Source organism: Bacillus sp. LJBV19, assembly GCF_017797845.1.
Taxonomy (GTDB): domain Bacteria; phylum Bacillota; class Bacilli; order Bacillales; family Bacillaceae; genus Bacillus; species Bacillus velezensis.
In genome coordinates, this window is the sequence record NZ_CP072563.1 from 1,581,801 (window position 1) to 1,605,250 (window position 23,450).

Here is a 23,450-nt window from a genome sequence, read left to right on the forward strand (position 1 = left end):
TAGAGTGACAAATCGTGATATCGTGTGGCATGAAGCCTCAATAAAGAAAGAAGAATACCAGCAGAAAAACAAGCATAAAAGCTCTATCCTCTGGCTGACGGGCTTAAGCGGTTCAGGGAAATCCACGATTGCAAACGCCGCAGCGCGCGAGCTGTTTGAACAAGGCTATCAAGTCATCGTGCTTGATGGTGATAACATCCGCCACGGCTTAAACAAGGACTTAGGTTTTTCGGATGATGACCGCAAGGAAAATATACGCCGCATCGGGGAAGTGGCGAAGCTTTTCGTTCAGCAGGGAACCATCGTCATCACGGCGTTTATTTCTCCGTTCCGTGAGGACAGAGATCAGGTGAGAGAGCTTGTGGCAGAGGGCGAATTTAATGAAATCTACGTGAAATGCGATCTCGATATATGTGAAAAGCGCGATCCGAAAGGTTTATATAAAAAAGCAAGAAATGGTGAAATTCCGTTCTTTACGGGGATCGACTCACCGTATGAAGAGCCGAAAGCGCCTGAGCTCGTACTTGATTCAGGCAAATGTGAACGCGAAGAATGCACCGGAAGACTGGTTGACTTTGTGAAAAACAGCTTAGCATAATAGGTCCAAAAAGGCCGCGCAATCAGCCGGATATCCCCCCTAATGGCGGGATATGGTAAAATAGCTGAAGTGCGGCCTCGCGGCTGTTCTGGGAAGATTTCAAAACGGATCGGGGAGACATGCTATGGGGAAAGTATTTATCGTTGGAGCCGGTCCGGGAGATCCGGACTTATTAACGGTGAAGGCAATGAAAGCCATACAGAAAGCGGACGTTATATTATATGACAGATTGGTAAGCAAAGAGATTTTACAGTATGCCGGAGAAGAAGCGGATCTGATTTACTGCGGCAAGCTCCCGGATTTTCACATTATGAAACAGGATACGATCAACCGTTTCCTTGTGAAGTATGCGAAAAAAGGAAAAACCGTTGTAAGGCTCAAGGGGGGCGACCCGTTTGTTTTCGGCCGCGGAGGCGAAGAAGCGGAGGCTCTCGCGCAAAACGCCATTCCGTTTGAGATCGTTCCCGGCATTACATCAGGAATCGCGGCTGCTGCTTATGCCGGCATTCCCGTGACGCACAGAGAGGCGAGCTCCAATGTCGCATTCGTTACGGGGCATTATAAACAAGAAGACGACTTTGAAGAAAAATGGAAAGCGCTGGCGACGGGCATTGATACGCTGGTGATTTATATGGGAATTAAAAATATCCGGCAGATAGAAAGAATGCTGCTGGAAAACGGCAGAGACGCCGGCACCCCGGCAGCCTTTATTCATTGGGGAACGACGGACAGGCAAAAAACAGTCGTCTGCACCGTCGGCACGCTTTCAGACACAGTGATAAAAGAAGAAATCAAAAACCCGAGCTTAATTGTTATCGGTGATGTCGTCAATTATCACTGCAAACTGGACTGGTATGCATCTGAACAGAAAAATCTGGATTTGAGCGAGGCGTTGTAAATGAAGCAGGCGATTTTATACATCGGGCACGGAAGCAGGCTGAAAAAAGCGCAGACAGAGTCGGCGGCGTTTTTAAAAGGGTGCATGCCGCACGCTGACGCTCCCATTCAGGAAATCTGTTTTTTAGAACTGCAGGAACCGTCTATTGAAGCGGGATTTGAAGCATGTGTCAGACAAGGCGCCACTCATATTGCGGCCGTGCCTTTGCTGCTGTTGACCGCTGCCCACGCAAAACATGACATTCCGGCTGAAATCGCCCGTGCGGCGGCCCTGCATCCCGATATAAAAGTGACATATGGTGTTCCGATCGGAGTGGACGATGAAGTTGTAAAAGCGGTGCATCATCGCATTGAAGATACCGGAGTGCCCATTGAGCAGGCGAAAGTGGTGCTGATCGGAAGAGGAAGCACAGATCCGGCAGTTAAAAACGCAGTCAGTAAGATTGCCGGAAAACTTGAGGCGATTACACCTGTTAAAGAAGTCATCCCTTGTTTTTTAACAGCATGTGACCCGCACTATAAAGAAGTGTTTGCCGGCCTTGAAGAGGATGACGGAGCACCCGTTTTTATCGTTCCATATCTTCTGTTTACCGGGCTTTTAATGACTGAGATTGAACGGGAAGTTCAAAAGCTTCAAACGATCAATCAAAATGTTCATCTCGCTTCATACTTAGGTTTTCACCCGCATATTAAGCAGGCGTTTTTGAACCGTGTGTCAGAAGCTGTTCGAAACCCCGGCGGCCAGTTTGATTTTAAGGGGGGACAGTATGCTGCCTCTGCACATTAATCTAAGCGGAAAAAGAATTATCATCGCGGGCGGAGGCAATGTTGCCTTAAGAAGGCTCAAAACGGTGCTTCCGGAAGGCGCGGATATTACTGTAATCAGTCCCGATGCCCTGCCTGAAATTAAACAGCTGGCGGATGAAGGACGTATTCGCTGGGTTTCCCGTAAAATTGAAATGAAGGATCTCGCGCCCGCTTTTTTCATCATTGCCGCGACAAATGACCGCAGCGTGAATCAGGAGATAGCCGCGAGCGCTTCTGAAACGCAGCTGGTCAATTGTGTAAGCGATGCTGAACAGGGCAGCGTGTATATGCCGAAGATCATCCGCAAAGGGCGCATTCAAGTATCCGTATCAACAAGCGGCGCAAGCCCGGCACATACGAAAAGACTGGCTGAGGACATAGAGCCTCTCATTACTGCTGATTTGGCTGAAGAAGTGGATCGATTATTTGAGAAAAGAAGAAGACCATAAAAAACACCTTGTCTGTCATCAGGCAGGGTGTTTTTTTATACTGTCCTGACAGTCCCCGAATGTGAACAATTCAAAACGAAAGCGGGCAGTTTGATGGTATATGCCGACAAGCGGTCAGGATTGCGAAGTGATGCGGAATATGTATCTGATCCCAATGCCGCCTGGATTCCGCCCGCATACGAAGGAAAGGTCAGAGACCCGCCCGGATGTGCTCAGGTGCGGCGAGGGAAGGTGACAGTATCCGCCGCCAAATCAGGTGTGACCGTTTTAATCAGAGACGGCCCCGGCGGATCAGGCAGACATGACGGGAAACTGATCAGATACTGTAAAGATCGGTTCTGACGGCTGGGAGAGTTTCGTCTCCGTTTATAAGTAATAAAAAACACCTCCAAGCTGAGTGCGGGTTTCAGCTTGGAGGTGCGTTTATTTTTTCAGCCGTATGACAAGGTCGGCATCAGGTGTGACAAATACGGTGTGCTGGCTGTCATAGGTGACAAATCCGGGCTTTGCGCCGTTTGGCTTTTTCACGTGTCTGATTTTTGTATAATCAACCGGAACGGAGCCGGAATCTTTCGCCTTGGAAAAATAAGCGGCGATCGCAGCCGCCTCCAGTATGGATTGTTCATCCGGATCGCTGCTTTTAATCACAACGTGGGAACCCGGAATGTCTTTCGTGTGGAACCATAAATCATCCCTTGCGGCAGCTTTTGTCGTTAAGTACTCATTTTGTTTATTGTTTTTGCCGACAAGAATCGTCAATCCCCGTGAAGATTCATATTGCTCCAAAACAGGAACGTGCTGCTTCTGCTTTTTCTGTCCTCGCTGCTGTTTCGGTCGCAGATATTTGCCTTCCACAAGCTCTTCCCTTATTTCGTGAATATCCTTTGTGGAGGCGGAGGAGAGCTGCTGGATCAGCTGATCGAAATAAGCGATTTCCTCCTCGGCCAGACGGATCTGTTCTTTTACCACTTCGACGGAATTCTTCGCCTTTTGATACTTTGTAAAATACATCTGCGCGTTTTCTGACGGTGTTTTGTTCGGATTTAAAGGGATGGTCACCGTCTTACTTTCTTCATCATAATAATTGATGACTTCCGCTTCTTTGTCACCTTTTTTCAGCATATATAAATTCGCCGTCAACAGTTCGCCGTATAGCTGAAATTCCTTCGCATTTTCTGAGTAGTCGAGCGTCTTTTCCAGCTTTTTTATCTTATTGGCGTTCTTTTTCCGTTCATTTGCGACAAACCGCTCGAGATCCTGAGCCTGCTGTTTGACGCGGTCGCGTTCCGCCTTGCCGAAATAAAACCGGTCCAACAGCTCACTCAGTGAGTGAAAGGTGCGCTCCTCTCCGTTTACATGTGTGAGAGACAGGAGATAAAAGTATTCCTTTCCGCCGGCTGTTGTAATGTTTGGTGTAAACCTGCAATCTTTCACGGCATGGAACATTTCAATCAGCGTCTTCGGCAGCGTTATTTTGTTAGCGAGACCCGCTCTGTGAACGGCTTCTTTTGCAAACAGCGGAGAAACACCGGAGAAATGTCTGACGATCTGCTGGTCAAGACGTCCTTCCTGAAAACTGAGATAACGCAAAACGTCTTCTTCATCCGCGGCGAGCGGCGAAATTTTTTCCTGAGCGGGAGGAAGCTTGTAATCATAGCCCGGCAGAACGGTCCGGTAGCTGTTCATCGACGGAGATAAATGTTTCAGCCCGTCGATGATGGCTCCTTCTCCGTCGGTCAGAATAATATTGCTGTGCCGTCCCATAATTTCAACATACAGCATTCTGACGGTTTCGTCGCCGATTTCATTTCTGCTTTTTATGCGGAATATCATAATCCGGTCTAATCCGGCCTGTTCTATTTTCTCAATAAATCCGCCTTCTATATGCTTTCTGAGCAGCGTACAAAACATCGGCGGCTCGCTCGGATTTTCATAGGCCTGATTCGTCATGTGCACCCGTGAATAGCTCGGATGCGCCGATAATAATAATTTATGGTTTTTTCCGTTAGCGCGGATATGGAATATCACATCGTGCTTAAAAGGCTGATGGACTCTCGTGATCCGGCCTCCGGCAATCCGGCTGTTTAATTCATGTGTCATTCCGTATGTAAACATGCCATCAAAAGACATATAAAACACCCTTTCCTTCTTCCTGCATTCGATAATTATAGCATGAAAAGGGACGAGTCAGAATAAGCTTGTTTACAGAGTGACATCTCTAAAGCGAGGCAGGGGAGTGGACGAGAAGAATGAAGTTTCATGAAATGGGACAAACCGATTTGCTGAAAGCAACAAATACGTCCATTAAACAGGGGTTGACCGAAAAAGAGGTGAAAAAACGCCTTGAAAAGCACGGACCGAACGAGCTTCAGGAGGGCAAGAGGACACCGGCGATCGCCGTGTTTTTCGCCCAATTTAAAGATTTTATGGTGCTCGTGCTGCTGGCGGCAACCTTAATATCCGGGTTTTTAGGCGAATATGTAGATGCCGTAGCGATTATGGCGATTGTATTTGTCAATGGGGTTCTCGGTTTTTTTCAAGAGCGGCGGGCGGAAAAGTCTTTACACGCATTAAAAGAGCTGTCAACGCCGTATGTGTCAGCGTTGCGGGACGGGAGCTGGAAGAAAATTCAGTCCAAGGAGCTCGTTCCCGGCGATATCATGAAATTTTCAAGCGGCGACCGGATTGGCGCGGATGTGCGGATCGTTGAAGCGAAAAGCCTTGAAATTGAGGAATCGGCGCTGACCGGGGAATCAATTCCGGTGGTTAAACAAGCTGATAAACTGAGAAAGCCGGATGTTTCGTTAGGCGACATCAGCAATATGGCGTTTATGGGTACGATCGTAACGCGCGGCAGCGGTGTCGGCGTCGTCGTCGGTACAGGAATGAATACGGCAATGGGGAAAATCGCCGATATGCTGGAATCCGCCGGAAGCCTTTCAACACCGCTGCAGCGAAGACTTGAAGAGCTCGGCAAAATTTTAATTATCGTCGCGCTCCTTTTAACGGTATTGGTCGTTGCAGTCGGCGTCTTACAGGGACATGAGCTTTACAGCATGTTTTTGGCCGGGGTGTCATTGGCCGTCGCCGCGATTCCGGAAGGGCTTCCCGCCATTGTTACGGTGGCATTATCAATCGGCGTCCAGCGCATGATCAAACAAAAATCAATTGTCAGAAAGCTCCCGGCGGTTGAAACATTGGGCTGCGCCTCTGTCATTTGTTCTGATAAAACCGGCACGCTGACACAAAACAAAATGACCGTCACCCATATGTGGTCAGGGGGAAAAACATTTAAAGTGTCAGGCATCGGCTATGAGCCGGAGGGCGTTTTCACCCGAGATGAGCGGGAAATCAAGCTGAAAGATGAGAAGATTCTTGAACAGATGCTGGTTTTCGGCGCGTTGTGCAACACATCCGAAATCGCACTGAAAGACGGCCATTATGTACTCGACGGCGATCCGACAGAAGGAGCGCTGCTGACGGCTGCAAGAAAGGGCGGCTATTCAAACGATTGGCTCAGCGGGCAATACCGCGTGGTTGCCGAGTTTCCGTTTGACTCCGTCCGCAAAATGATGACCGTCATTGTAGAGGATAAGGAAAAAAAGCAGTTCGTCATCACTAAAGGAGCGCCCGATGTGCTGATTGACCGCTCGTCACATCTGATGTACGACGCAAGAAGCGCGCCATTTTCAGGAGAAAAGAAAGCAGAAACGGAAGCGGTTCTGAAAGAGCTGGCGTCGCAAGCTTTGCGTACGATCGCGATTGCTTATAAACCGCTTAAGCCCGGAGAAAAGCCGACAATGGAGCAGGCGGAAAAAAATCTGACGATGCTCGGCTTGTCAGGCATGATTGATCCGCCCCGTCCGGAGGTCAGACAGGCGATTAAAGAATGCCGTGAAGCCGGCATTAAAACGGTTATGATCACAGGGGATCACGTCGAAACGGCAAAGGCCATTGCAAAAGATTTGCGTCTTCTTCCGAAAAAGGGGCGTGTGATGGACGGCAAGACGCTGAATGAGCTTACGGAGAAAGAACTTATCGAAACGGTCGATGATGTCTACGTCTTCGCACGCGTGTCGCCTGAACATAAATTGAAAATCGTCAAAGCGTTCCAGGAAAACGGACACGTCGTCGCCATGACGGGAGACGGGGTTAATGACGCTCCGGCCATAAAGCAGGCAGATATCGGTGTTGCCATGGGCGTGACGGGAACGGATGTGGCAAAGGAAGCCTCTTCTCTCATTCTGGTAGATGATAACTTTGCTACGATTAAATCAGCCATAAAAGAGGGACGGAATATCTATGAAAATATAAGAAAATTCGTCCGGTATTTGCTCGCCTCCAACGTCGGTGAAATTTTAGTGATGCTGTTTGCGATGCTTCTCGCTCTGCCGCTGCCGCTCGTTCCGATTCAGATACTGTGGGTGAACTTAGTCACTGACGGGCTGCCGGCGATGGCCCTCGGTATGGATCAGCCGGAAGGAGATCTGATGAGGCGGAAGCCGCGGCATCCGAAAGAAGGAGTGTTTGCGAGAAAACTGGGCTGGAAAGTCGTATCAAGAGGGTTTTTAATCGGAGCCGCAACCATTTTAGCGTTTATCATCGTCTATCACCGCAATCCTGAAAATCTGCCCTACGCACAGACCGTTGCATTCGCGACTCTTGTCCTGGCTCAGCTTATACACGTGTTTGACTGCCGGAGTGAAACGTCTGTTTTCTCCCGGAATCCGTTTGAAAATATCTATCTGCTCGGCGCCATCATTTCTTCTATCTTCCTGATGGTCATCGTCATCTATTATCCGCCGCTGCAGCCGATTTTCAAAACAGTGCCGATTACGCCGGGCGATTGGATGCTGATTATCGGTATGTCGGGCATACCTACTTTTTTGCTGGCGGGTTCACTTTTGACAAGAAAAAAATAATTCCATATGATATAATCTTAGGGGTAATAGCATGTCTATTGCCCTTTTATTTTGATAACGGGAAAGAATTGGGTGTTTCATATGATACGGAGTATGACAGGCTTCGGCAGCGCAAGCAGCACAAAAGGCGATCTCTCGGCAACCGTTGAATTGAAATCCGTCAATTACCGGTTCAAAGAAGTGAACGCCCGCCTGCCACGGCCTTTGCTATATGTAGAGGATAAGCTGAAACAAACGATATTGCAGCATATACAGCGCGGAAGAGTAGAGCTGTTTCTCACTGTAAACAGTGACGCGCTCATAAAAAGAAGCCTGAACATCGATTGGGAGCTCCTTGATGAATATGTGAGCGCCGCACGCGTCATGAAAGAGCGCTACAGCCTGGCCGCAGAACCCGATGCAATGGATTTCTTTAAATTTGAACATATTGCGCAGATACACGAAGAACAGATGCGTGATGACAAGCTTGAAGAAGTCATCAGGGAAGCCGCTGAGCTGGCTGTAAAGGAACTTTGTGACATGAGGGAAAAAGAAGGACGGCTTTTGGCGGAAGACTGCTTTCGGCACATTGAGCGGCTTGAGACGCTGTCCGAACAGGTGAAAGAGCGCGCTTCGGCCGTTGTTATTCAATACCGCGAGCGTCTTTACGCCCGAATGAAGGAATGGACGGAGGACGCACTCGACGAAAGCAGGCTGATTACGGAATGCGCCATTTTCGCCGACCGTTCTGATATTACGGAAGAAATTACCAGATTGAAGAGCCATTTTGTTCAATTCCGTGATATATTAAAAGAAGGCGGGGCAGTCGGCCGCAAACTTGATTTCCTTGTTCAGGAGCTTAACCGGGAAGCGAACACGATCGGCTCAAAAGCCAATGATCATCAAATCACAAAGCTTGTCGTTGAAATGAAAAGTTCTATTGAAAAATTGAAGGAACAAGTGCAAAATATAGAATAGCGACTGTGCGTATTGTTTACAGACGGTCTCTTCAGGTTACACTAGAGACGTCTATTTTACAGGGGGAACGTAGAAGATGACGATTAAACTGATTAATATCGGATTTGGCAATATCATCTCCGCCAATCGGATGATTTCGATTGTCAGCCCGGAGTCTGCGCCAATAAAGCGAATGATCCAGGATGCAAGAGACCGCGGAATGCTAATAGACGCTACATACGGACGAAGAACCCGTGCAGTTGTCGTCATGGATAGTGATCACATTATCTTATCTGCCGTCCAGCCTGAGACAGTTGCACACAGACTTTCTGTGAAAGAAGAAATTATGGATGAAGGGCAGGGGTAATTGCCGCATGAAAGAAAGAGGGTTATTAATCGTTCTCTCAGGTCCCTCCGGAGTTGGAAAAGGAACGGTTCGGCAAGCAATATTTTCACAACAGGACACAAAATTTGAATACTCAATTTCAGTCACGACGAGAAACCCGAGAGAGGGCGAGGTCGACGGCGTCGATTATTTCTTTAAATCTAGAGATGAATTCGAACGCATGATTGAAAACAACAAACTGCTTGAGTGGGCGGAATATGTCGGCAACTATTACGGAACGCCCGTTGATTATGTCGAACAGACGCTTCAAGAAGGAAAAGACGTCTTCTTAGAGATTGAAGTGCAGGGCGCGCTCCAAGTGCGGAATGCATTTCCGGAAGGCCTGTTTATCTTCTTAGCGCCGCCGAGTCTTTCTGAACTGAAAAACAGAATCGTGACAAGAGGGACTGAAACCGACGATTTAATCGAAAACAGAATGAATGCCGCAAAAGCTGAAATCGAAATGATGGACGCGTATGATTATGTCGTTGAAAACGACGATATCCAAACGGCTTGCGATAAGATTAACGCAATCGTTCTCGCCGAGCACTTAAAACGTGAACGCGTCGCTCCGAGATATAAGAAAATGCTGGAGGTAGAATAACTTATGTTAGATCCGTCAATTGACTCTTTAATGAATAAATTAGATTCTAAATATACGCTGGTGACCGTGTCTGCAAGACGCGCGCGTGAAATGCAGATCAAAAAAGACCAGCAGATTGAACATACCATTTCTCACAAATATGTAGGCAAAGCTTTAGAAGAAATTGACGCGGGCCTGCTTTCGTTTGAAAGAGAAGACAGCGAATAACAAGCACACGTAGCAACCTATCTCTACATAGGTTGTTATTTTTTTCCGTTTGGGATTTGTCCAATGCTTTCATAAAGGGGAGAAGACTTCATGAAAAACCGAAACATTCTGCTATGCGTAAGCGGAGGAATTGCCGTTTATAAAGCTTCCGCACTCACGAGCAAGCTGGTTCAGGCCGGCGCAAACGTCAAAGTGATTATGACTGAGTCCGCGCGTGAGTTTGTTTCTCCGCTGACATTTCAGGCGCTGAGCCGGAATGAAGTGTATACAGATACATTTAATGAACAAAATCCGAAGGTGATTTCTCATATTGATGCCGCTGACTGGGCGGATTTAATTATTGTCGCGCCCGCTACGGCAAATATCATCGGCAAGCTTGCCAACGGAATTGCTGACGATATGCTCACAACGACGGTGCTGGCGGCTGAGGCCCCGGTCTGGGTGGCGCCTGCGATGAATGTCCATATGTATGATCATCCGGCGGTGAAACGGAACATTTCTGTGCTTTATCAGGACGGGGTCCGCTTTATCGAGCCGAGTGAAGGCTATTTGGCATGCGGATATGTCGGCAAAGGAAGGCTGGAGGAGCCGGAGCTTATTGTTGAGCGTGTCAGAGAGCATTTTAAGGAGCCTGAAGACGATGCGCCGCTGAAAGGAAAACATATTGTCATTACGGCCGGTCCGACGCGCGAAGCCGTGGACCCTGTCCGCTTCTTCACAAATAAATCCACCGGCAAAATGGGCTACGCCGCTGCTGAAGCCGCCGTCCGTCTCGGGGCGCGGGTGACGCTGATTTCCGGCCCGGTGTCAATAGAGCCGCCAGTCGGGCTGTATCAGTTTCTTCCTGTGCAATCGGCAGCCGATATGAGAGAAGCCGTGCTTTCTTTGTTTGATTCATGCGACATGGTGATTAAGACGGCGGCCGTGGCCGATTTTACGCCGGCGGCTGTTTCTGATCACAAAATGAAGAAGAAAGACGGTTCGCTCGTGATCGAATTCAACCGTACGGCAGACATACTGAAAGAACTCGGCGAACGGAAAACACACCAGCTGCTGGTCGGATTTGCGGCTGAAACGCAAGACGTCGAACGCTATGCGCGCAGAAAACTCGAACAGAAAAACCTTGATATGATCGTTGCAAATGATGTGAAAGCGGAAGGAGCCGGATTTGGCACGGATACGAATGTCGTCACCTTCTATTTCCGGGACGGAAGAAAACGGGAGCTTGCGCTTATGTCTAAACTTGACGTTTCCTTTGAAATGCTGAAGGAAATGACCGCTTTGAAAGCCGAGGACCGAAAACCGGTATGAATGTAGCAGAAGTCATTGTCGATGTCAGCTCCAAAAACATTGACAGACCCTTTGATTACAAAATTCCCGATCATTTAAAAGGGATGATCGAAGTCGGCATGCGGGTGATTGTCCCGTTTGGCCCGCGCAAGCTTCAAGGATTTGTGACCGGTTTGAAAGATTCGTCTGAATTAAACGGCGGCTCAATGAAGGAAGTCGAGAAGCTTCTTGATTTGACGCCCGTTCTGACTGAGGAACTGATGCAGCTGTCTTCATGGCTTTCTGACAAAACGCTGTCGTTTAAAATTACGGCGCTTCAGGCAATGCTGCCCGCCGCACTGAAGGCGAAGTACGAGAAAGAGCTGAAAGTCGTTGACGAAGAAGCGCTGACACCGGACATCAAACAGCTTTTCAGGGATCAAAAAAGTCTTCTGTACTCGGATATTACCGATGAAAGCATTCTTTCGTCACTTCAGAAATTCGTGCGCAAAGGAAGCATTGATGTCACATATAAAGTCGCCCAAAAAACGAATAAAAAAATGATCCGCATGATCGAAGCGGGGGCAGACAAAGAAGAACTCGCCCGGCACGCAGGTTCATTGACAAAACAGGCTTCTAAACAGCTCGCCGTGCTTACTTATTTTATCGGCGGGGGAGCAAAGATTTCCGCGGCCGAGCTTTGCAAAAAGACCGATTCCAGTTCAGCGACATTGAAAACGCTTCTTAAAAAGGGGCTTCTTACGGAAAGCTTTGAGGAGGTTTACCGCGATCCTTATCAGGACAGAATGTTCAAAAAAACAGAGCCGCTCTCTCTTACAGAAGAGCAGCGGGCCGCTTTTGAGCCGATTAAACAAGCTGTAGCCGACCATGTGCATCACGTCTTTCTGCTTCACGGCGTCACGGGAAGCGGCAAAACGGAAATTTACCTGCAATCCATTGAAAAAGTGCTGGCAAAAGGACAAGAAGCCATCGTGCTCGTTCCGGAAATCTCGTTGACACCGCAAATGGTCAACCGTTTTAAAGGCCGCTTCGGCTCACAGGTTGCGGTCATGCACAGCGGATTATCCACAGGTGAAAAATACGATGAATGGCGGAAGATTCAGCGCAAGGAAGTCCGGCTTGTCGTCGGAGCCAGATCGGCCATCTTTGCCCCGTTTGAAAATCTCGGCATGATCATTATTGATGAAGAACACGAATCTTCCTATAAGCAGGAGGAAATGCCGCGGTATCATGCAAAGGACGTAGCCATCCGCCGGGCCGAGCATCACAGCTGTCCGGTCGTCCTCGGGAGCGCCACCCCGACATTGGAATCATTTGCGCGGGCGAAAAAAGGCGTTTATGAGCTGCTACCGTTAAAACATCGCGTAAATCGCCAGCTCATGCCTGACGTTTCTCTCGTTGATATGAGAGAAGAACTGAGAAACGGCAACAGATCAATGTTTTCAAGAGAGCTGATGGAACAGCTGGAAGAGAAGCTTGCAAAAAAAGAGCAGGCTGTCCTTTTCCTGAATAAACGGGGGTATTCCTCGTTTGTGATGTGCCGGGACTGCGGTTATGTGCCGCAATGTCCGCATTGCGACATTTCAATGACTTATCACCGCTACGGACAAAGGCTGAAATGCCATTACTGCGGCCATGAGGAACCTGTCCCGGGAACATGCCCGGAATGCGGCAGCGAACATATCCGCTTTTTCGGCACGGGCACGCAGCGTGTGGAGGAGGAGCTTACCAAAGTGCTGCCTCAGGCGCGCGTGATCAGGATGGATGTGGACACCACTTCAAGAAAAGGCGCCCATGAAAAACTGTTGTCAGCGTTCGGTGAAGGGAAGGCGGATATCCTGCTCGGTACGCAAATGATCGCAAAAGGGCTTGATTTTCCGAACGTGACGCTCGTCGGAGTATTAAGCGCAGATACGACGCTTCACATCCCTGATTTCAGGGCTGCGGAGAAGACATTCCAGCTGCTGACGCAGGTAAGCGGACGGGCCGGGCGGCATGAAAAGCCGGGAACGGTGGTCATTCAAACGTATACACCGTCTCATTACAGCATTCAGCTGACGAAAACGCACGACTATGAAACTTTTTTTCAGCAGGAAATGGCGCACAGAAGGGCCCAGTCATACCCGCCTTATTATTACGTGGCGCTGGTGACTGTTTCTCATGAAGAGGCGGCAAAAGCCGCGGTCACCGCAGAAAAGATTACAAACTATTTAAGAGCGGGATGCGGGCCTGACACGAAAATTCTCGGGCCGGCGGCTTCCCCGATCGCCAGGATCAAAGATAGATATCGCTATCAATGCGTGATAAAATACAGACAGGAAAACGAGTTGCAGATTCAGTTGAAAAAGATACTGGAGCACTATAAACGCGACATTGCGCAAAAGCATGTAATGATTTCAATCGATATGAATCCGTACATGCTGATGTAACATTAGTTTTTGGAGGGCAAAATTTTGGCTGTGAAAAAAATCGTCACACACCCGGCGGAGGTTCTGGAAACACCTGCCGATGAAGTGACAGTGTTTGATAAAAAATTAAAAAAACTGCTTGACGATATGTACGATACGATGCTCGAAATGGATGGCGTCGGCCTCGCCGCGCCGCAAATCGGCATTTTAAAAAGAGCGGCCGTCGTGGACATCGGTGAAGAAAGCGGCCGGATCGACCTTATAAATCCGGTTATTCTTGAAAAGAGCGGTGAACAGACCGGAGTCGAGGGCTGCTTAAGCTTTCCCGGGGTTTACGGCGATGTCACCCGCCCGGATTACGTAAAGGTAAAAGCCCACGACCGTAAAGGAAAACCGTTTATTTTAGAAGCGGAGGGTTTTTTGGCCAGAGCCGTTCAGCATGAAATGGATCATTTAGACGGCATTTTATTCACATCAAAAATTACGGCTTACTACACTGAAGAAGAACTGGCAGAAATGGAAGGATGATTGGATGACAAGGATCGTTTTTATGGGAACGCCCGACTTTTCAGTTCCCGTCCTGCGCACGCTTATTGAAGACGGGTATGAAGTGGTTGGTGTCGTTACGCAGCCTGACCGCCCGAAAGGCAGAAAAAAAATCATGACGCCCCCTCCTGTAAAGGCTGAAGCTGAACGTCACGGCATTCCCGTACTTCAGCCCGAAAAAGTAAGGCTCGAAGAAGAAATAGAAAAAGTGCTCAGCCTGAAGCCGGACCTGATTGTTACGGCGGCATTCGGACAGATCCTGCCCAAGCAGCTGCTGGACGGCCCGAAATACGGCTGTATCAACGTACACGCGTCGCTATTGCCTGAATTAAGAGGCGGAGCGCCGATACATTATTCGATTCTCCAAGGCAAGAAGAAAACGGGCGTGACGATCATGTATATGGTTGAAAAGCTTGATGCGGGCGATATGATTTCTAAAATCGAAGTGGAAATTGATGAAGCGGATAACGTCGGCACGCTTCACGACAAATTAAGCATAGCGGGGGCAAAGCTTTTGTCAGAGACCGTTCCGAACGTCATTTCCGGAAATATTAAACCGATCAAACAGGACGAATCAAAAGCGACTTACGCGCCTAACATTAAGCGTGATCAGGAGCGGATTGATTGGGCAAAGCCCGGAGAAGAGATTTACAACCAGATCAGAGGTTTAAACCCTTGGCCTGTCGCCTATACAACTTTGAACGGTCAAAATATTAAAGTATGGGCTTCTGAAAAAGTTGCGGCAAAAACTGAAGCTGCGCCCGGAACAGTCATCCGCACGGAGCAAAACGGCATTGTCGTCGCATCAGGAAACAGCACAGCCCTTTTAATCACTGAGCTGCAGCCGGCGGGAAAAAAACGGATGAAGGGCGAAGATTTTGTAAGAGGCAAAAATGTGCAGCCCGGTGACGTGTTAGGAGAAGCAAATGAAGAAAATTAATGTCCGGGAGCTCGCCCTTGAAGCGCTTGAGAAGCTTGAGCAAAATCAGGCATACAGCAACCTGCTTCTTACATCGGTTATCAAAACGAACACGCTCAGCGATCAGGACAGAGGGCTGCTGACAGAGCTTGTCTACGGAACGCTGCAAAATAAAATCGCCTTAGACTATATGCTGAAGCCTTTTATCCGCAAGCCGAATAAGGTGAAGCCGTGGGTGATTCAGCTGCTTCGTCTGTCCGCGTATCAAATGGAGTATTTAGAAAAAATTCCGGATCGCGCCGCCATCCATGAAGCGGTTGAAATCGCCAAAAAACGCGGGCATAAGGGCATTGCGTCCTTTGTCAACGGCATCCTCCGCTCCCTGCAGCGTGAGGGGGCGCCGTCATTCGCTGAAATTGAAGACCCGGTTCTCCGTCTTTCTACAGAGACAAGCCATCCCGAATGGCTCGTAAAAGAGTGGGTCGAGGCGTACGGCTTTGAGGCGGCTGAAAAGATCTGCCGGATTCATCTCATTCCGCCGAAGCAGACGCTCCGTGTCAATCACATAAAGAGCGACAGGGAAACGGTGCTGAATGAGATGAAGAATGCCGGTCTGGAAGCAGAAGCCGGAGACCTTTCTCCTGATGCGATTAAGCTTTTAAAAGGAAGCATCGCGAACACGGCATTTTTCCAAAACGGCCGGGTATCCATACAGGATGAAAGCTCAATGCTTGTCGCGCGGGCGCTGGACCCGAAGCCGGGCGAAACCGTTTTAGACGCATGCGCCGCACCGGGCGGAAAGTCGGCTCACATTGCGGAACTGATGGAGAACGAGGGGAGCCTCACATCGCTTGATCTTCACCGCCATAAAGTGAAGCTGATTAAAGAGGGCGCAGAACGGCTCGGACTTACGATCATCGACGCACAAACGATGGATGCGCGGAAAGCGGGAGAGGCCTTTGGCGCAGAACGGTTTGACCGTATTCTCGTTGATGCCCCTTGCTCAGGTTTCGGCGTCATCAGAAGAAAACCCGATATGAAATATACGAAGACGCCGGAGGACAGCAGACGGCTGTCAGAAATCCAGCTCGGCATTTTAAGGGAAATCGCCCCATTAGTAAAAAAAGGTGGCACACTCGTATACAGTACGTGTACAATGGACCGGACAGAAAATGAAGAAGTTATGCATGCGTTTATACAAGAACACCCTGAGTTTGAACCCGATTTGTCTCTTGAAAAGCGGCTGCCTGAAAAGGCGAGACCCTTTGTTCAGGATGGAAGCCTTCAAATTCTTCCGCATTATTTCGGAACAGACGGTTTCTTTATTAGCAGCATGAGAAAGAAGGGATAAAAAATGACACAATTAAAAAAGACAAGCGTACGGAAAGAGCTGCGGACTGAGCAGCCGTCCATTTACTCTTTTGAATTAGATGAAATCAAACAATGGCTGACCGAGAATGGCGAAAAGCCGTTCCGCGCGGCACAGATTTTTGAATGGCTCTATGAAAAGCGGGTTTCTTCATTTGATGAAATGACAAACCTCTCAAAAAGCCTGCGTGAAAAACTCGAGAGCCATTTTGTGCTGACAACGCTGAAAACGGCTGTAAAACAGACATCTCAAGACGGCACGATGAAATTTTTATTTGAGCTTCATGACGGTTATACGATCGAAACGGTTTTAATGAGACACGAGTATGGTAATTCTGTATGTGTAACGACACAGGTCGGCTGCCGGATCGGCTGCACATTTTGCGCGTCAACGCTCGGCGGTCTGAAACGGAATCTTGAAGCGGGAGAAATCGTCGCTCAAGTCGTGAAAGTGCAAAAGGCGCTTGATGAAACGGATGAACGCGTCAGCTCAGTCGTGATCATGGGAATCGGTGAACCTTTTGATAACTTTAACGAAATGCTCGCTTTCTTGAAAATCATTAACCACGATAAAGGGCTGAACATCGGAGCGCGTCACATCACAGTTTCCACCAGCGGAATCATTCCGAAGATTTACGATTTCGCCGATCAAAAAATGCAGATCAATTTCGCGATTTCTCTGCATGCTCCGAATACGGAAATCAGAAGCCGTCTGATGCCGATTAACAAAGCCTATAAGCTTCCTGACCTTATGGAGGCCGTCAAATATTACATCGAGAAAACAGGCAGACGGATCAGCTTTGAATACGGGCTGTTCGGCGGCGTAAATGATCAGGTCGAACATGCAGAAGAGCTTGCAGAACTGTTAAAAGACGTGAAATGCCATGTCAATTTAATTCCGGTAAACTATGTGCCTGAACGGGATTACGTCCGCACACCGAGAGATCAGATTTTCGCATTCGAAAAAACGTTAAAATCCCGCGGTGTAAATGTCACGATCAGAAGAGAGCAAGGCCATGACATTGACGCGGCCTGCGGTCAGCTTCGCGCGAAGGAGCGTCAAGACGAGACGAGGTGAAGAGGTTGATTACAGCCTTGAAAACAGATACAGGTAAAGTCCGCCGGCATAATGAAGATGCGGCGGGCATTTTCACAAAAGAAGACGCGGTGCTTGCGGTTGTCGCCGACGGCATGGGCGGTCATCTTGCCGGAGATGTAGCGAGCAGGATGGCGGTTGCGGCGATGGAAGAGCAGTGGAACCGGACCGAAACGGTTCCTTCTCTGCCGTCTGCTTGCGAGGATTGGCTGAAAGACCGGATTCATGAGGCGAATGTCAAAGTACATGACCACGCTAAAGCGAATGAAGAATGCCGGGGAATGGGCACCACCGTTGTTTGCGCCTTATTCACGGGGAGGTTTGTCACTGTGGCTCATATCGGAGACAGCCGGTGCTACCTGCTTCAAGATGGGGAATTCACTCAGCTGACTGAAGACCATTCGCTTGTGAATGAGCTGGTCAAGACGGGGGAAATTTCGAAAGAGGACGCCGAGCACCATCCGCGGAAAAATGTATTGACGAGAGCGCTGGGGACAGATGAAACCATCAGTCCCGACGCCCGTTCTTTTGAACTGTCTGACGGCGATCAGCTGCTTTTATGCTCTGACGGATTGTCAAATAAAATAGAAGATCACGAGATCAAACAAATGCTTCAAGCCGAATCTGATCCTCAGGAAAAAGTAGACCTTCTCATCAGCAAAGCGAATCAAAACGGCGGCGAAGATAACATCACGGCTGTGTTGATTGAGTTTTCCGCAGATGCAAAAGAGGGTGAAGACAAGTGCTAACCGGCAAGCGGATCAGCGGGCGTTATCATATCCTCCGGCCCATTGGCGGCGGCGGAATGGCAAACGTTTTTTTAGCTGAGGACATCATTCTCGAACGTGAAGTCGCAATTAAAATTCTGCGGTTTGACTTTGTGAATGACATTGATTTTATCAGGCGTTTCAGAAGAGAAGCACAGTCGGCATCAAGCCTCGATCATCCGAATATCGTCAGTATTTACGATATCGGGGAGGAAGGCGATATTTATTACATTGTCATGGAATATGTGGAAGGCATGACATTAAAGGAATACATAACCGCACACGGGCCGCTTCATCCGAAAGAAGCGCTGTCCGTTATGGAGCAGATCGTCTCGGCCATCGCCCATGCCCATCAAAACCATATCGTGCACCGGGATATTAAACCGCACAATATATTGATAGATCATTTAGGGCATATCAAGGTGACGGATTTCGGCATCGCCACAGCGCTTACGTCTACGACAATCACACATACGAATTCTGTGCTGGGCTCGGTTCATTATTTGTCTCCGGAGCAGGCGAGAGGCGGTCTGGCAACGAAAAAATCAGATATTTACGCGCTCGGCATCGTGCTGTTTGAGCTTTTAACAGGTAAAATTCCTTTTGACGGAGAATCAGCCGTCAGCATAGCGCTAAAGCATCTGCAAACAGAAACGCCTTCCGCCAGAAAGTGGAACCCTTCCATTCCGCAGAGCGTCGAAAACATTATTTTAAAGGCAACCGCCAAAGACCCGTTTCACCGCTATGAAAGCGCCGAGGACATGGAAGCGGACATCAGAACGGCTTTTGACGCCGGCAGGCTGAATGAACAAAAATTTTCCGTTCAGGATGATGAGGAAATGACAAAAGCCATTCCCGTTATTACTGACGGCGCAAAAGCCGCGCCTCAGGCGGAAACGCCGGGGGAGACGGACGATAAGGAACAGCAGCCCGCCAAAAAGAAAAAACGGAAATGGCCGTGGGTTTTGCTGGCCGTCTGTTTCATTTTCATTATGGCGGCTGTTCTTGCGGTCACCGTGTTCCCGTCTTTGTTTATGCCTAAAGATGTAAGCGTCCCCGACGTACGGGGCATGAAGTACGAAAAAGCGGAAGCCCTGCTTGAAAAGAACGGGCTCCGGGCGGATCCTGATATAACGGACATTGAAGATGACAAAATAGAAGAGGAATTAATGGTCAAAACGGACCCAAAAGCGGGGTCTACCGTTAAAGAAGGCTCTTCTGTAAAACTGTACAAAAGCATCGGAAAACCGAAAACCCAGCTGATCGACGTGAAAGGGCGGCAGATCGGCGACGCAAAAAAAGCGCTGAAGGAAAAAGGCTTCAAACATGTCAATGTCAAAGAAGAGAACGATGACAGCGAGGCCGGCACCGTAATTGATCAGGACCCGTCAGCCGGCACCGACATGGTCGCAAGCGACGATGAAGTCAATCTAACGGTCAGCCTCGGCCCGGCGGACGTTACGCTGAGGGACTTAAAGACTTACAGCAAAGAAGCGGCTTCAGGGTATCTTGAAGATAACAGCCTGCAGCTTGTTGAAAAACAAGCCCATTCAGATGACGTGCCAAAAGGACAAGTCATGAAGCAAGAGCCGGCAGCCGGCACTGCGGTTAAGCCGGGAAGTAATGTTGAAGTGACGTTCTCGCTCGGACCTGAAGAAAAACCGGCGAAAACGGTAAAAGAAAAAATCAGCATCCCTTACGAACCCGAACATGAAGGGGACGAGCTTGAAGTGCAAATCGCCATCGATGATAAGGATCACAGCATCTCTGATACGTATGACTCGTTTAAAATAAAAGAGCCGACTGAAAAAACAATTGAACTGAAGATTGATCAGGGACAGAAGGGGTATTATCAAGTGATGGTCGATCATAAAGTCGTCAGCTACAAAACGATTGAATACCCGAAAGATAATGACTGACAAGGAGGGACCCTATGCCTGAGGGCAAAATTATAAAAGCGTTAAGCGGATTCTATTATGTCTTGGATGAATCACAGGACAAGATCATTCAATGCAGGGGCCGGGGCATTTTCAGAAAAAATAAAATAACGCCTCTGGTCGGCGATTATGCCGTTTATCAGGCTGAAAATGATAAAGAAGGCTACCTGCTGGAAATCAAAGAACGAACAAACGAGCTGATCAGGCCGCCGATTTCAAATGTCGATCAGGCCGTTCTCGTCTTTTCTGCCGTTCAGCCGGCGTTCAGCACGTCTTTATTGGACCGTTTTCTCGTCCTTGTGGAAGCCAACGGCATTCACCCGATCATCTGCATAACCAAAATGGACTTAGCTGCAGACGGGGAATCGAAAGAGGCGATACTTTCTTACGTGAAAGACTATCAGGGGATCGGTTATGACGTATATGTGACGTCATCAAAAGAAAACAGCGGTTTAACAGGCATTGTGAAACACTTCGAGAACAAAACGACGGTGTTTGCCGGTCAGTCCGGAGTCGGAAAATCTTCGCTTTTAAATGCGATCAGCCCGGAGCTTGAGCTGAAAACAAACGAGATTTCCGCGCATTTGGGACGCGGAAAACATACGACGCGTCATGTGGAGCTCATTCATACATCAGGCGGTCTGGTTGCGGATACTCCGGGGTTCAGTTCGCTTGAATTTACCGGCATTGAGGAAGATGAGCTGGGCAGCACGTTCCCTGAGATCAGAGAAATAAGCGCCTCTTGCAAATTCAGAGGCTGTCTGCATCTTAAGGAGCCGAAATGCGCGGTAAAGCAAGCGGTGGAAGAAGGAGAGATTCAGCCGTACCGCTATGAACATTACAAAGAATTTATGCAGGAAATAAAAGAGAGAAAGCCGAGGTATTAATATGATTAAGGTTGCGCCATCAATTCTTTCCGCCGATTTTGCTTCACTGGGCGAGGAAATTAAAGACGTGGAAAAAGGAGGGGCGGACTATATCCATATTGATGTCATGGATGGCCATTTCGTCCCTAACATTACAATCGGGCCGCTTATCGTTGAAGCCGTCCGTCCGGTGACTGATCTGCCGCTGGATGTCCATCTTATGATTGAAAACCCGGACCGCTACATCCCGGCATTCGCAAAAGCCGGTGCGGACATCCTTTCCGTTCATGCTGAAGCGTGTCCGCATCTTCACCGGACCATTCAATTGATAAAAGAGCAGGGGGTAAAAGCGGGAGTTGTGCTCAATCCGCATACGCCCGTCCAAATGATTGAACATGTGATCGAGGAGCTTGACCTTGTGCTGTTAATGACGGTTAACCCCGGTTTTGGCGGCCAGCGCTTCATTCATTCGGTTCTGCCGAAAATCCGTCAGGTCAAACAGCTGGCTGAGGAGAAAGGCCTGTCTGAGCTTTTAATCGAGGTGGACGGAGGCGTTAATAAAGAAACAGCCCCTTTATGCGCTGAAGCGGGCGCCAATCTGCTTGTTGCCGGGTCTGCCGTATATAATCAGCCGGATCGGAAAAAAGCCATCGCTGACATCCGAAACGCGTAATAAACATGCTGAAAAAGAGCCCGGTGAAAGCCGCCGGCTCTTTTCGCGTCTAAGAGAGAGGAAAACATATGAAGACAATCAATATCGTTGCGGGCGGCCCGCGGGAACTTATTCCCGATCTATCCGAATACACAGACGGAGATACGACGTGGGTCGGAGTCGATAAAGGGACGGTTTCTCTTTTGGTAGCCGGAATCATTCCGCAGGAAGCTTTCGGTGATTTTGACAGCATTACGGAAGAGGAGCTCATGCAGATTCAAAAAGCGGCGCCGGCCCTCCATGTGTATCAGGCGGAAAAAGATTATACCGATCTTGAACTCGCCCTTGACTGGGCTTTACAAAAAGAACCGGAAACCATTCGGATGTTCGGTGTGACGGGCGGAAGAGCCGATCACTTTTTAGGGAACATCCAGCTGCTGTATAAAGCCTTACATAAGAATACCGATGTCGTGCTGATCGACCGGCAGAATGACATTCAGATGTTCGGATCCGGCCGTTATACAATTGAAGAAAAAGCGCGCAGACGCTATATTTCTTTCATTCCGTTTACGGAAGCGGCAGACGGCCTGACACTCGACGGTTTTAAATATCCCCTTGAAAATTGTCATATTCCTCTGGGTTCAACACTATGTATTAGTAACGAACTCATTCATTCACGAGGTACTTTTTCGTTTGCAAAAGGCATATTAATAATGGTAAGGAGCGCGGATTAGAAAAGCGGCTTCTGCCATATGCGGAAAAAACCATGAATCCTAAAGTGATGAACGCAGCGGATACGGGACTTATAGGAGGGGACAAAATGAAATTTTATACCATTAAATTGCCGAAGTTTTTAGGAGGAATTGTCCGGGCGATGCTGGGCTCATTTAGAAAAGAATAAGCCCAAGAAGCTGAAATTGCCCTCTTTGAACGCATAAAAAACGCCTGCCGCATAAAAGGGCAGGCGTTCATTTTTGCTTATACACGCTCAACTTTACCGGATTTTAAAGCCCGGGCAGATACATACACTTTTTTAGGTTTGCCGTCAACGAGGATGCGGACCTTTTGAAGGTTGGCGCCCCAAGTACGCTTAGAAGCGTTCATTGCGTGAGAACGGTTGTTTCCGGCTTTTGTTTTTTTACCTGTAATAAAACATTTACGTGCCATTTGTTTCCCTCCTAACTGCGCGAAACATCTTTTCAAACATAGTTTCTCAGATGCTTTCGTTATACAATACTTTAAATAATTTACCACAGCTAAAAACCGTTTGCAACTATTGTTTCCCTTACTTTCAAGAAAAATCACTTGACATGTAAAACCAATCACATTTCCGCGCTGAAGGCCGCTGTCTGTATCTTTTCTTTTCATAATGGGATACATATAGTAGAATAATGATAACTCTATGCACCTGAAGGAGGAACCTGTGTGTCCATTGAAATGAAGACAAAATACGGACAGATTGATATATCCAACGAAGTCATCGCAATGGTTGCCGGAGGCGCTGCCATTGACTGTTACGGAATAGTGGGGATGGCCTCAAAAAACCAGATTAAAGACGGTTTGTCTGAAATCCTCCGGAGAGAGAACTTCGCAAAAGGCGTACATGTCCGTCAGGAAGCCGAACAAATACATATCGACATGTACATTATTGTCAGCTACGGCACTAAAATATCCGAAGTAGCCCACAATGTTCAGACGAAGGTAAAATACACAGTAAATCAAACAATCGGACTTGCAGTTGATTCTGTAAATATTTATGTCCAAGGCGTACGAGTAACGAACCCGTAGTGAGGAGG

At 48.3% G+C, this 23,450-nt stretch carries 25 protein-coding genes; 23 read left to right on the forward strand and 2 right to left on the reverse strand.

What is annotated here, in order from left to right; all coding sequences use genetic code 11:
• Positions 1-4: 4 nt before the first annotated feature.
• From cysC to J6600_RS07915, 5 genes are all read left to right on the forward strand, one after another.
• Positions 5-598, forward strand: coding sequence for an adenylyl-sulfate kinase (cysC, locus tag J6600_RS07895; RefSeq protein ID WP_029973489.1), 594 nt, complete (start codon positions 5-7; stop codon positions 596-598).
• A gap of 124 nt (positions 599-722) precedes the next feature.
• Entirely contained in the window at positions 723-1,496 is a 774-nt protein-coding gene (gene cobA, locus J6600_RS07900) for a uroporphyrinogen-III C-methyltransferase (protein ID WP_007409740.1), read from the forward strand.
• Positions 1,497-2,282, forward strand: a complete 786-nt coding sequence (locus J6600_RS07905; protein ID WP_014417735.1) for a sirohydrochlorin chelatase — start codon at positions 1,497-1,499, stop codon at positions 2,280-2,282.
• Positions 2,263-2,751, forward strand: coding sequence for a precorrin-2 dehydrogenase/sirohydrochlorin ferrochelatase family protein (locus tag J6600_RS07910; protein WP_015239834.1), 489 nt, complete (start codon positions 2,263-2,265; stop codon positions 2,749-2,751). The genes J6600_RS07905 and J6600_RS07910 overlap by 20 nt, the downstream gene beginning before the upstream one ends.
• A gap of 93 nt (positions 2,752-2,844) precedes the next feature.
• Entirely contained in the window at positions 2,845-3,093 is a 249-nt protein-coding gene (locus tag J6600_RS07915; RefSeq protein WP_209388217.1) for a hypothetical protein, read from the forward strand.
• An 81-nt stretch (positions 3,094-3,174) separates the two neighbouring features.
• On the opposite strand, the gene J6600_RS07920 is transcribed toward J6600_RS07915, so the two are convergent.
• On the reverse strand, positions 3,175-4,881 hold the full coding sequence (locus tag J6600_RS07920) for an Rqc2 family fibronectin-binding protein (protein ID WP_095272133.1): 1,707 nt from the start codon (positions 4,879-4,881) through the stop codon (positions 3,175-3,177).
• Positions 4,882-5,000: 119 nt separating this feature from the next.
• Between J6600_RS07920 and J6600_RS07925 the strand changes: the two genes are divergently transcribed.
• The 17 genes from J6600_RS07925 to spoVM all read left to right on the forward strand — a co-directional run bounded on the left by J6600_RS07925 (position 5,001) and on the right by spoVM (position 22,555).
• Positions 5,001-7,673: a calcium-translocating P-type ATPase, SERCA-type gene (locus J6600_RS07925; protein ID WP_061862180.1), complete on the forward strand. Its 2,673-nt coding sequence runs from the start codon at positions 5,001-5,003 to the stop codon at positions 7,671-7,673.
• A gap of 81 nt (positions 7,674-7,754) precedes the next feature.
• On the forward strand, positions 7,755-8,630 hold the full coding sequence (locus J6600_RS07930; RefSeq protein ID WP_209388218.1) for a YicC/YloC family endoribonuclease: 876 nt from the start codon (positions 7,755-7,757) through the stop codon (positions 8,628-8,630).
• 76 nt (positions 8,631-8,706) lie between these two features.
• Positions 8,707-8,976: an extracellular matrix/biofilm regulator RemA gene (remA, locus tag J6600_RS07935; protein ID WP_003154355.1), complete on the forward strand. Its 270-nt coding sequence runs from the start codon at positions 8,707-8,709 to the stop codon at positions 8,974-8,976.
• Positions 8,977-8,983: 7 nt separating this feature from the next.
• The gene (gene gmk, locus J6600_RS07940; protein ID WP_003154347.1) at positions 8,984-9,598 is read left to right on the forward strand and encodes a guanylate kinase; all 615 of its coding nucleotides are present in this window, start codon (positions 8,984-8,986) and stop codon (positions 9,596-9,598) included.
• 3 nt (positions 9,599-9,601) lie between these two features.
• Positions 9,602-9,805, forward strand: coding sequence for a DNA-directed RNA polymerase subunit omega (gene rpoZ / locus J6600_RS07945; RefSeq protein ID WP_003154346.1), 204 nt, complete (start codon positions 9,602-9,604; stop codon positions 9,803-9,805).
• A 90-nt stretch (positions 9,806-9,895) separates the two neighbouring features.
• The gene (gene coaBC / locus J6600_RS07950; RefSeq protein ID WP_209388219.1) at positions 9,896-11,116 is read left to right on the forward strand and encodes a bifunctional phosphopantothenoylcysteine decarboxylase/phosphopantothenate--cysteine ligase CoaBC; all 1,221 of its coding nucleotides are present in this window, start codon (positions 9,896-9,898) and stop codon (positions 11,114-11,116) included.
• Positions 11,113-13,524 (forward strand): primosomal protein N', encoded by a 2,412-nt coding sequence (gene priA, locus J6600_RS07955; protein WP_209388220.1) that lies wholly within the window; start codon positions 11,113-11,115, stop codon positions 13,522-13,524. Before coaBC ends, priA begins: the two co-directional genes overlap by 4 nt.
• A gap of 24 nt (positions 13,525-13,548) precedes the next feature.
• Positions 13,549-14,031, forward strand: coding sequence for a peptide deformylase (gene def / locus J6600_RS07960; RefSeq protein ID WP_095271945.1), 483 nt, complete (start codon positions 13,549-13,551; stop codon positions 14,029-14,031).
• A gap of 4 nt (positions 14,032-14,035) precedes the next feature.
• Positions 14,036-14,989: a methionyl-tRNA formyltransferase gene (gene fmt / locus J6600_RS07965; RefSeq protein WP_209388221.1), complete on the forward strand. Its 954-nt coding sequence runs from the start codon at positions 14,036-14,038 to the stop codon at positions 14,987-14,989.
• Positions 14,976-16,319, forward strand: coding sequence for a 16S rRNA (cytosine(967)-C(5))-methyltransferase RsmB (gene rsmB, locus J6600_RS07970; RefSeq protein WP_209388222.1), 1,344 nt, complete (start codon positions 14,976-14,978; stop codon positions 16,317-16,319). Before fmt ends, rsmB begins: the two co-directional genes overlap by 14 nt.
• Before the next feature lie 3 nt (positions 16,320-16,322).
• Positions 16,323-17,414, forward strand: a complete 1,092-nt coding sequence (gene rlmN, locus J6600_RS07975; protein WP_014417746.1) for a dual-specificity RNA methyltransferase RlmN — start codon at positions 16,323-16,325, stop codon at positions 17,412-17,414.
• A 5-nt stretch (positions 17,415-17,419) separates the two neighbouring features.
• The gene (locus tag J6600_RS07980) at positions 17,420-18,181 is read left to right on the forward strand and encodes a Stp1/IreP family PP2C-type Ser/Thr phosphatase (RefSeq protein WP_209388223.1); all 762 of its coding nucleotides are present in this window, start codon (positions 17,420-17,422) and stop codon (positions 18,179-18,181) included.
• Complete coding sequence (gene pknB, locus J6600_RS07985) at positions 18,175-20,118, forward strand: Stk1 family PASTA domain-containing Ser/Thr kinase (RefSeq protein ID WP_209388224.1); 1,944 nt, start codon at positions 18,175-18,177, stop codon at positions 20,116-20,118. Before J6600_RS07980 ends, pknB begins: the two co-directional genes overlap by 7 nt.
• A 14-nt stretch (positions 20,119-20,132) precedes the next feature.
• Positions 20,133-21,023: a ribosome small subunit-dependent GTPase A gene (gene rsgA / locus J6600_RS07990; RefSeq protein ID WP_014417748.1), complete on the forward strand. Its 891-nt coding sequence runs from the start codon at positions 20,133-20,135 to the stop codon at positions 21,021-21,023.
• A 1-nt stretch (position 21,024) separates the two neighbouring features.
• Positions 21,025-21,675: a ribulose-phosphate 3-epimerase gene (gene rpe / locus J6600_RS07995; RefSeq protein WP_014417749.1), complete on the forward strand. Its 651-nt coding sequence runs from the start codon at positions 21,025-21,027 to the stop codon at positions 21,673-21,675.
• A gap of 68 nt (positions 21,676-21,743) precedes the next feature.
• Positions 21,744-22,388: a thiamine diphosphokinase gene (locus tag J6600_RS08000; RefSeq protein ID WP_209388225.1), complete on the forward strand. Its 645-nt coding sequence runs from the start codon at positions 21,744-21,746 to the stop codon at positions 22,386-22,388.
• A gap of 86 nt (positions 22,389-22,474) precedes the next feature.
• Positions 22,475-22,555 (forward strand): stage V sporulation protein SpoVM, encoded by an 81-nt coding sequence (gene spoVM / locus J6600_RS08005; protein ID WP_003154329.1) that lies wholly within the window; start codon positions 22,475-22,477, stop codon positions 22,553-22,555.
• A gap of 77 nt (positions 22,556-22,632) precedes the next feature.
• Here the strand turns inward: spoVM and rpmB are convergent, their stop codons facing one another.
• Positions 22,633-22,821 carry a 50S ribosomal protein L28 gene (gene rpmB / locus J6600_RS08010; RefSeq protein ID WP_003154328.1) on the reverse strand — a complete coding sequence of 63 codons (189 nt, stop codon included), beginning with the start codon at positions 22,819-22,821 and terminating at the stop codon, positions 22,633-22,635.
• A 258-nt stretch (positions 22,822-23,079) separates the two neighbouring features.
• On the opposite strand from rpmB, the gene J6600_RS08015 reads away from it, so the two are divergent.
• Positions 23,080-23,442: an Asp23/Gls24 family envelope stress response protein gene (locus tag J6600_RS08015; protein ID WP_003154327.1), complete on the forward strand. Its 363-nt coding sequence runs from the start codon at positions 23,080-23,082 to the stop codon at positions 23,440-23,442.
• Positions 23,443-23,450 lie beyond the last annotated feature (8 nt).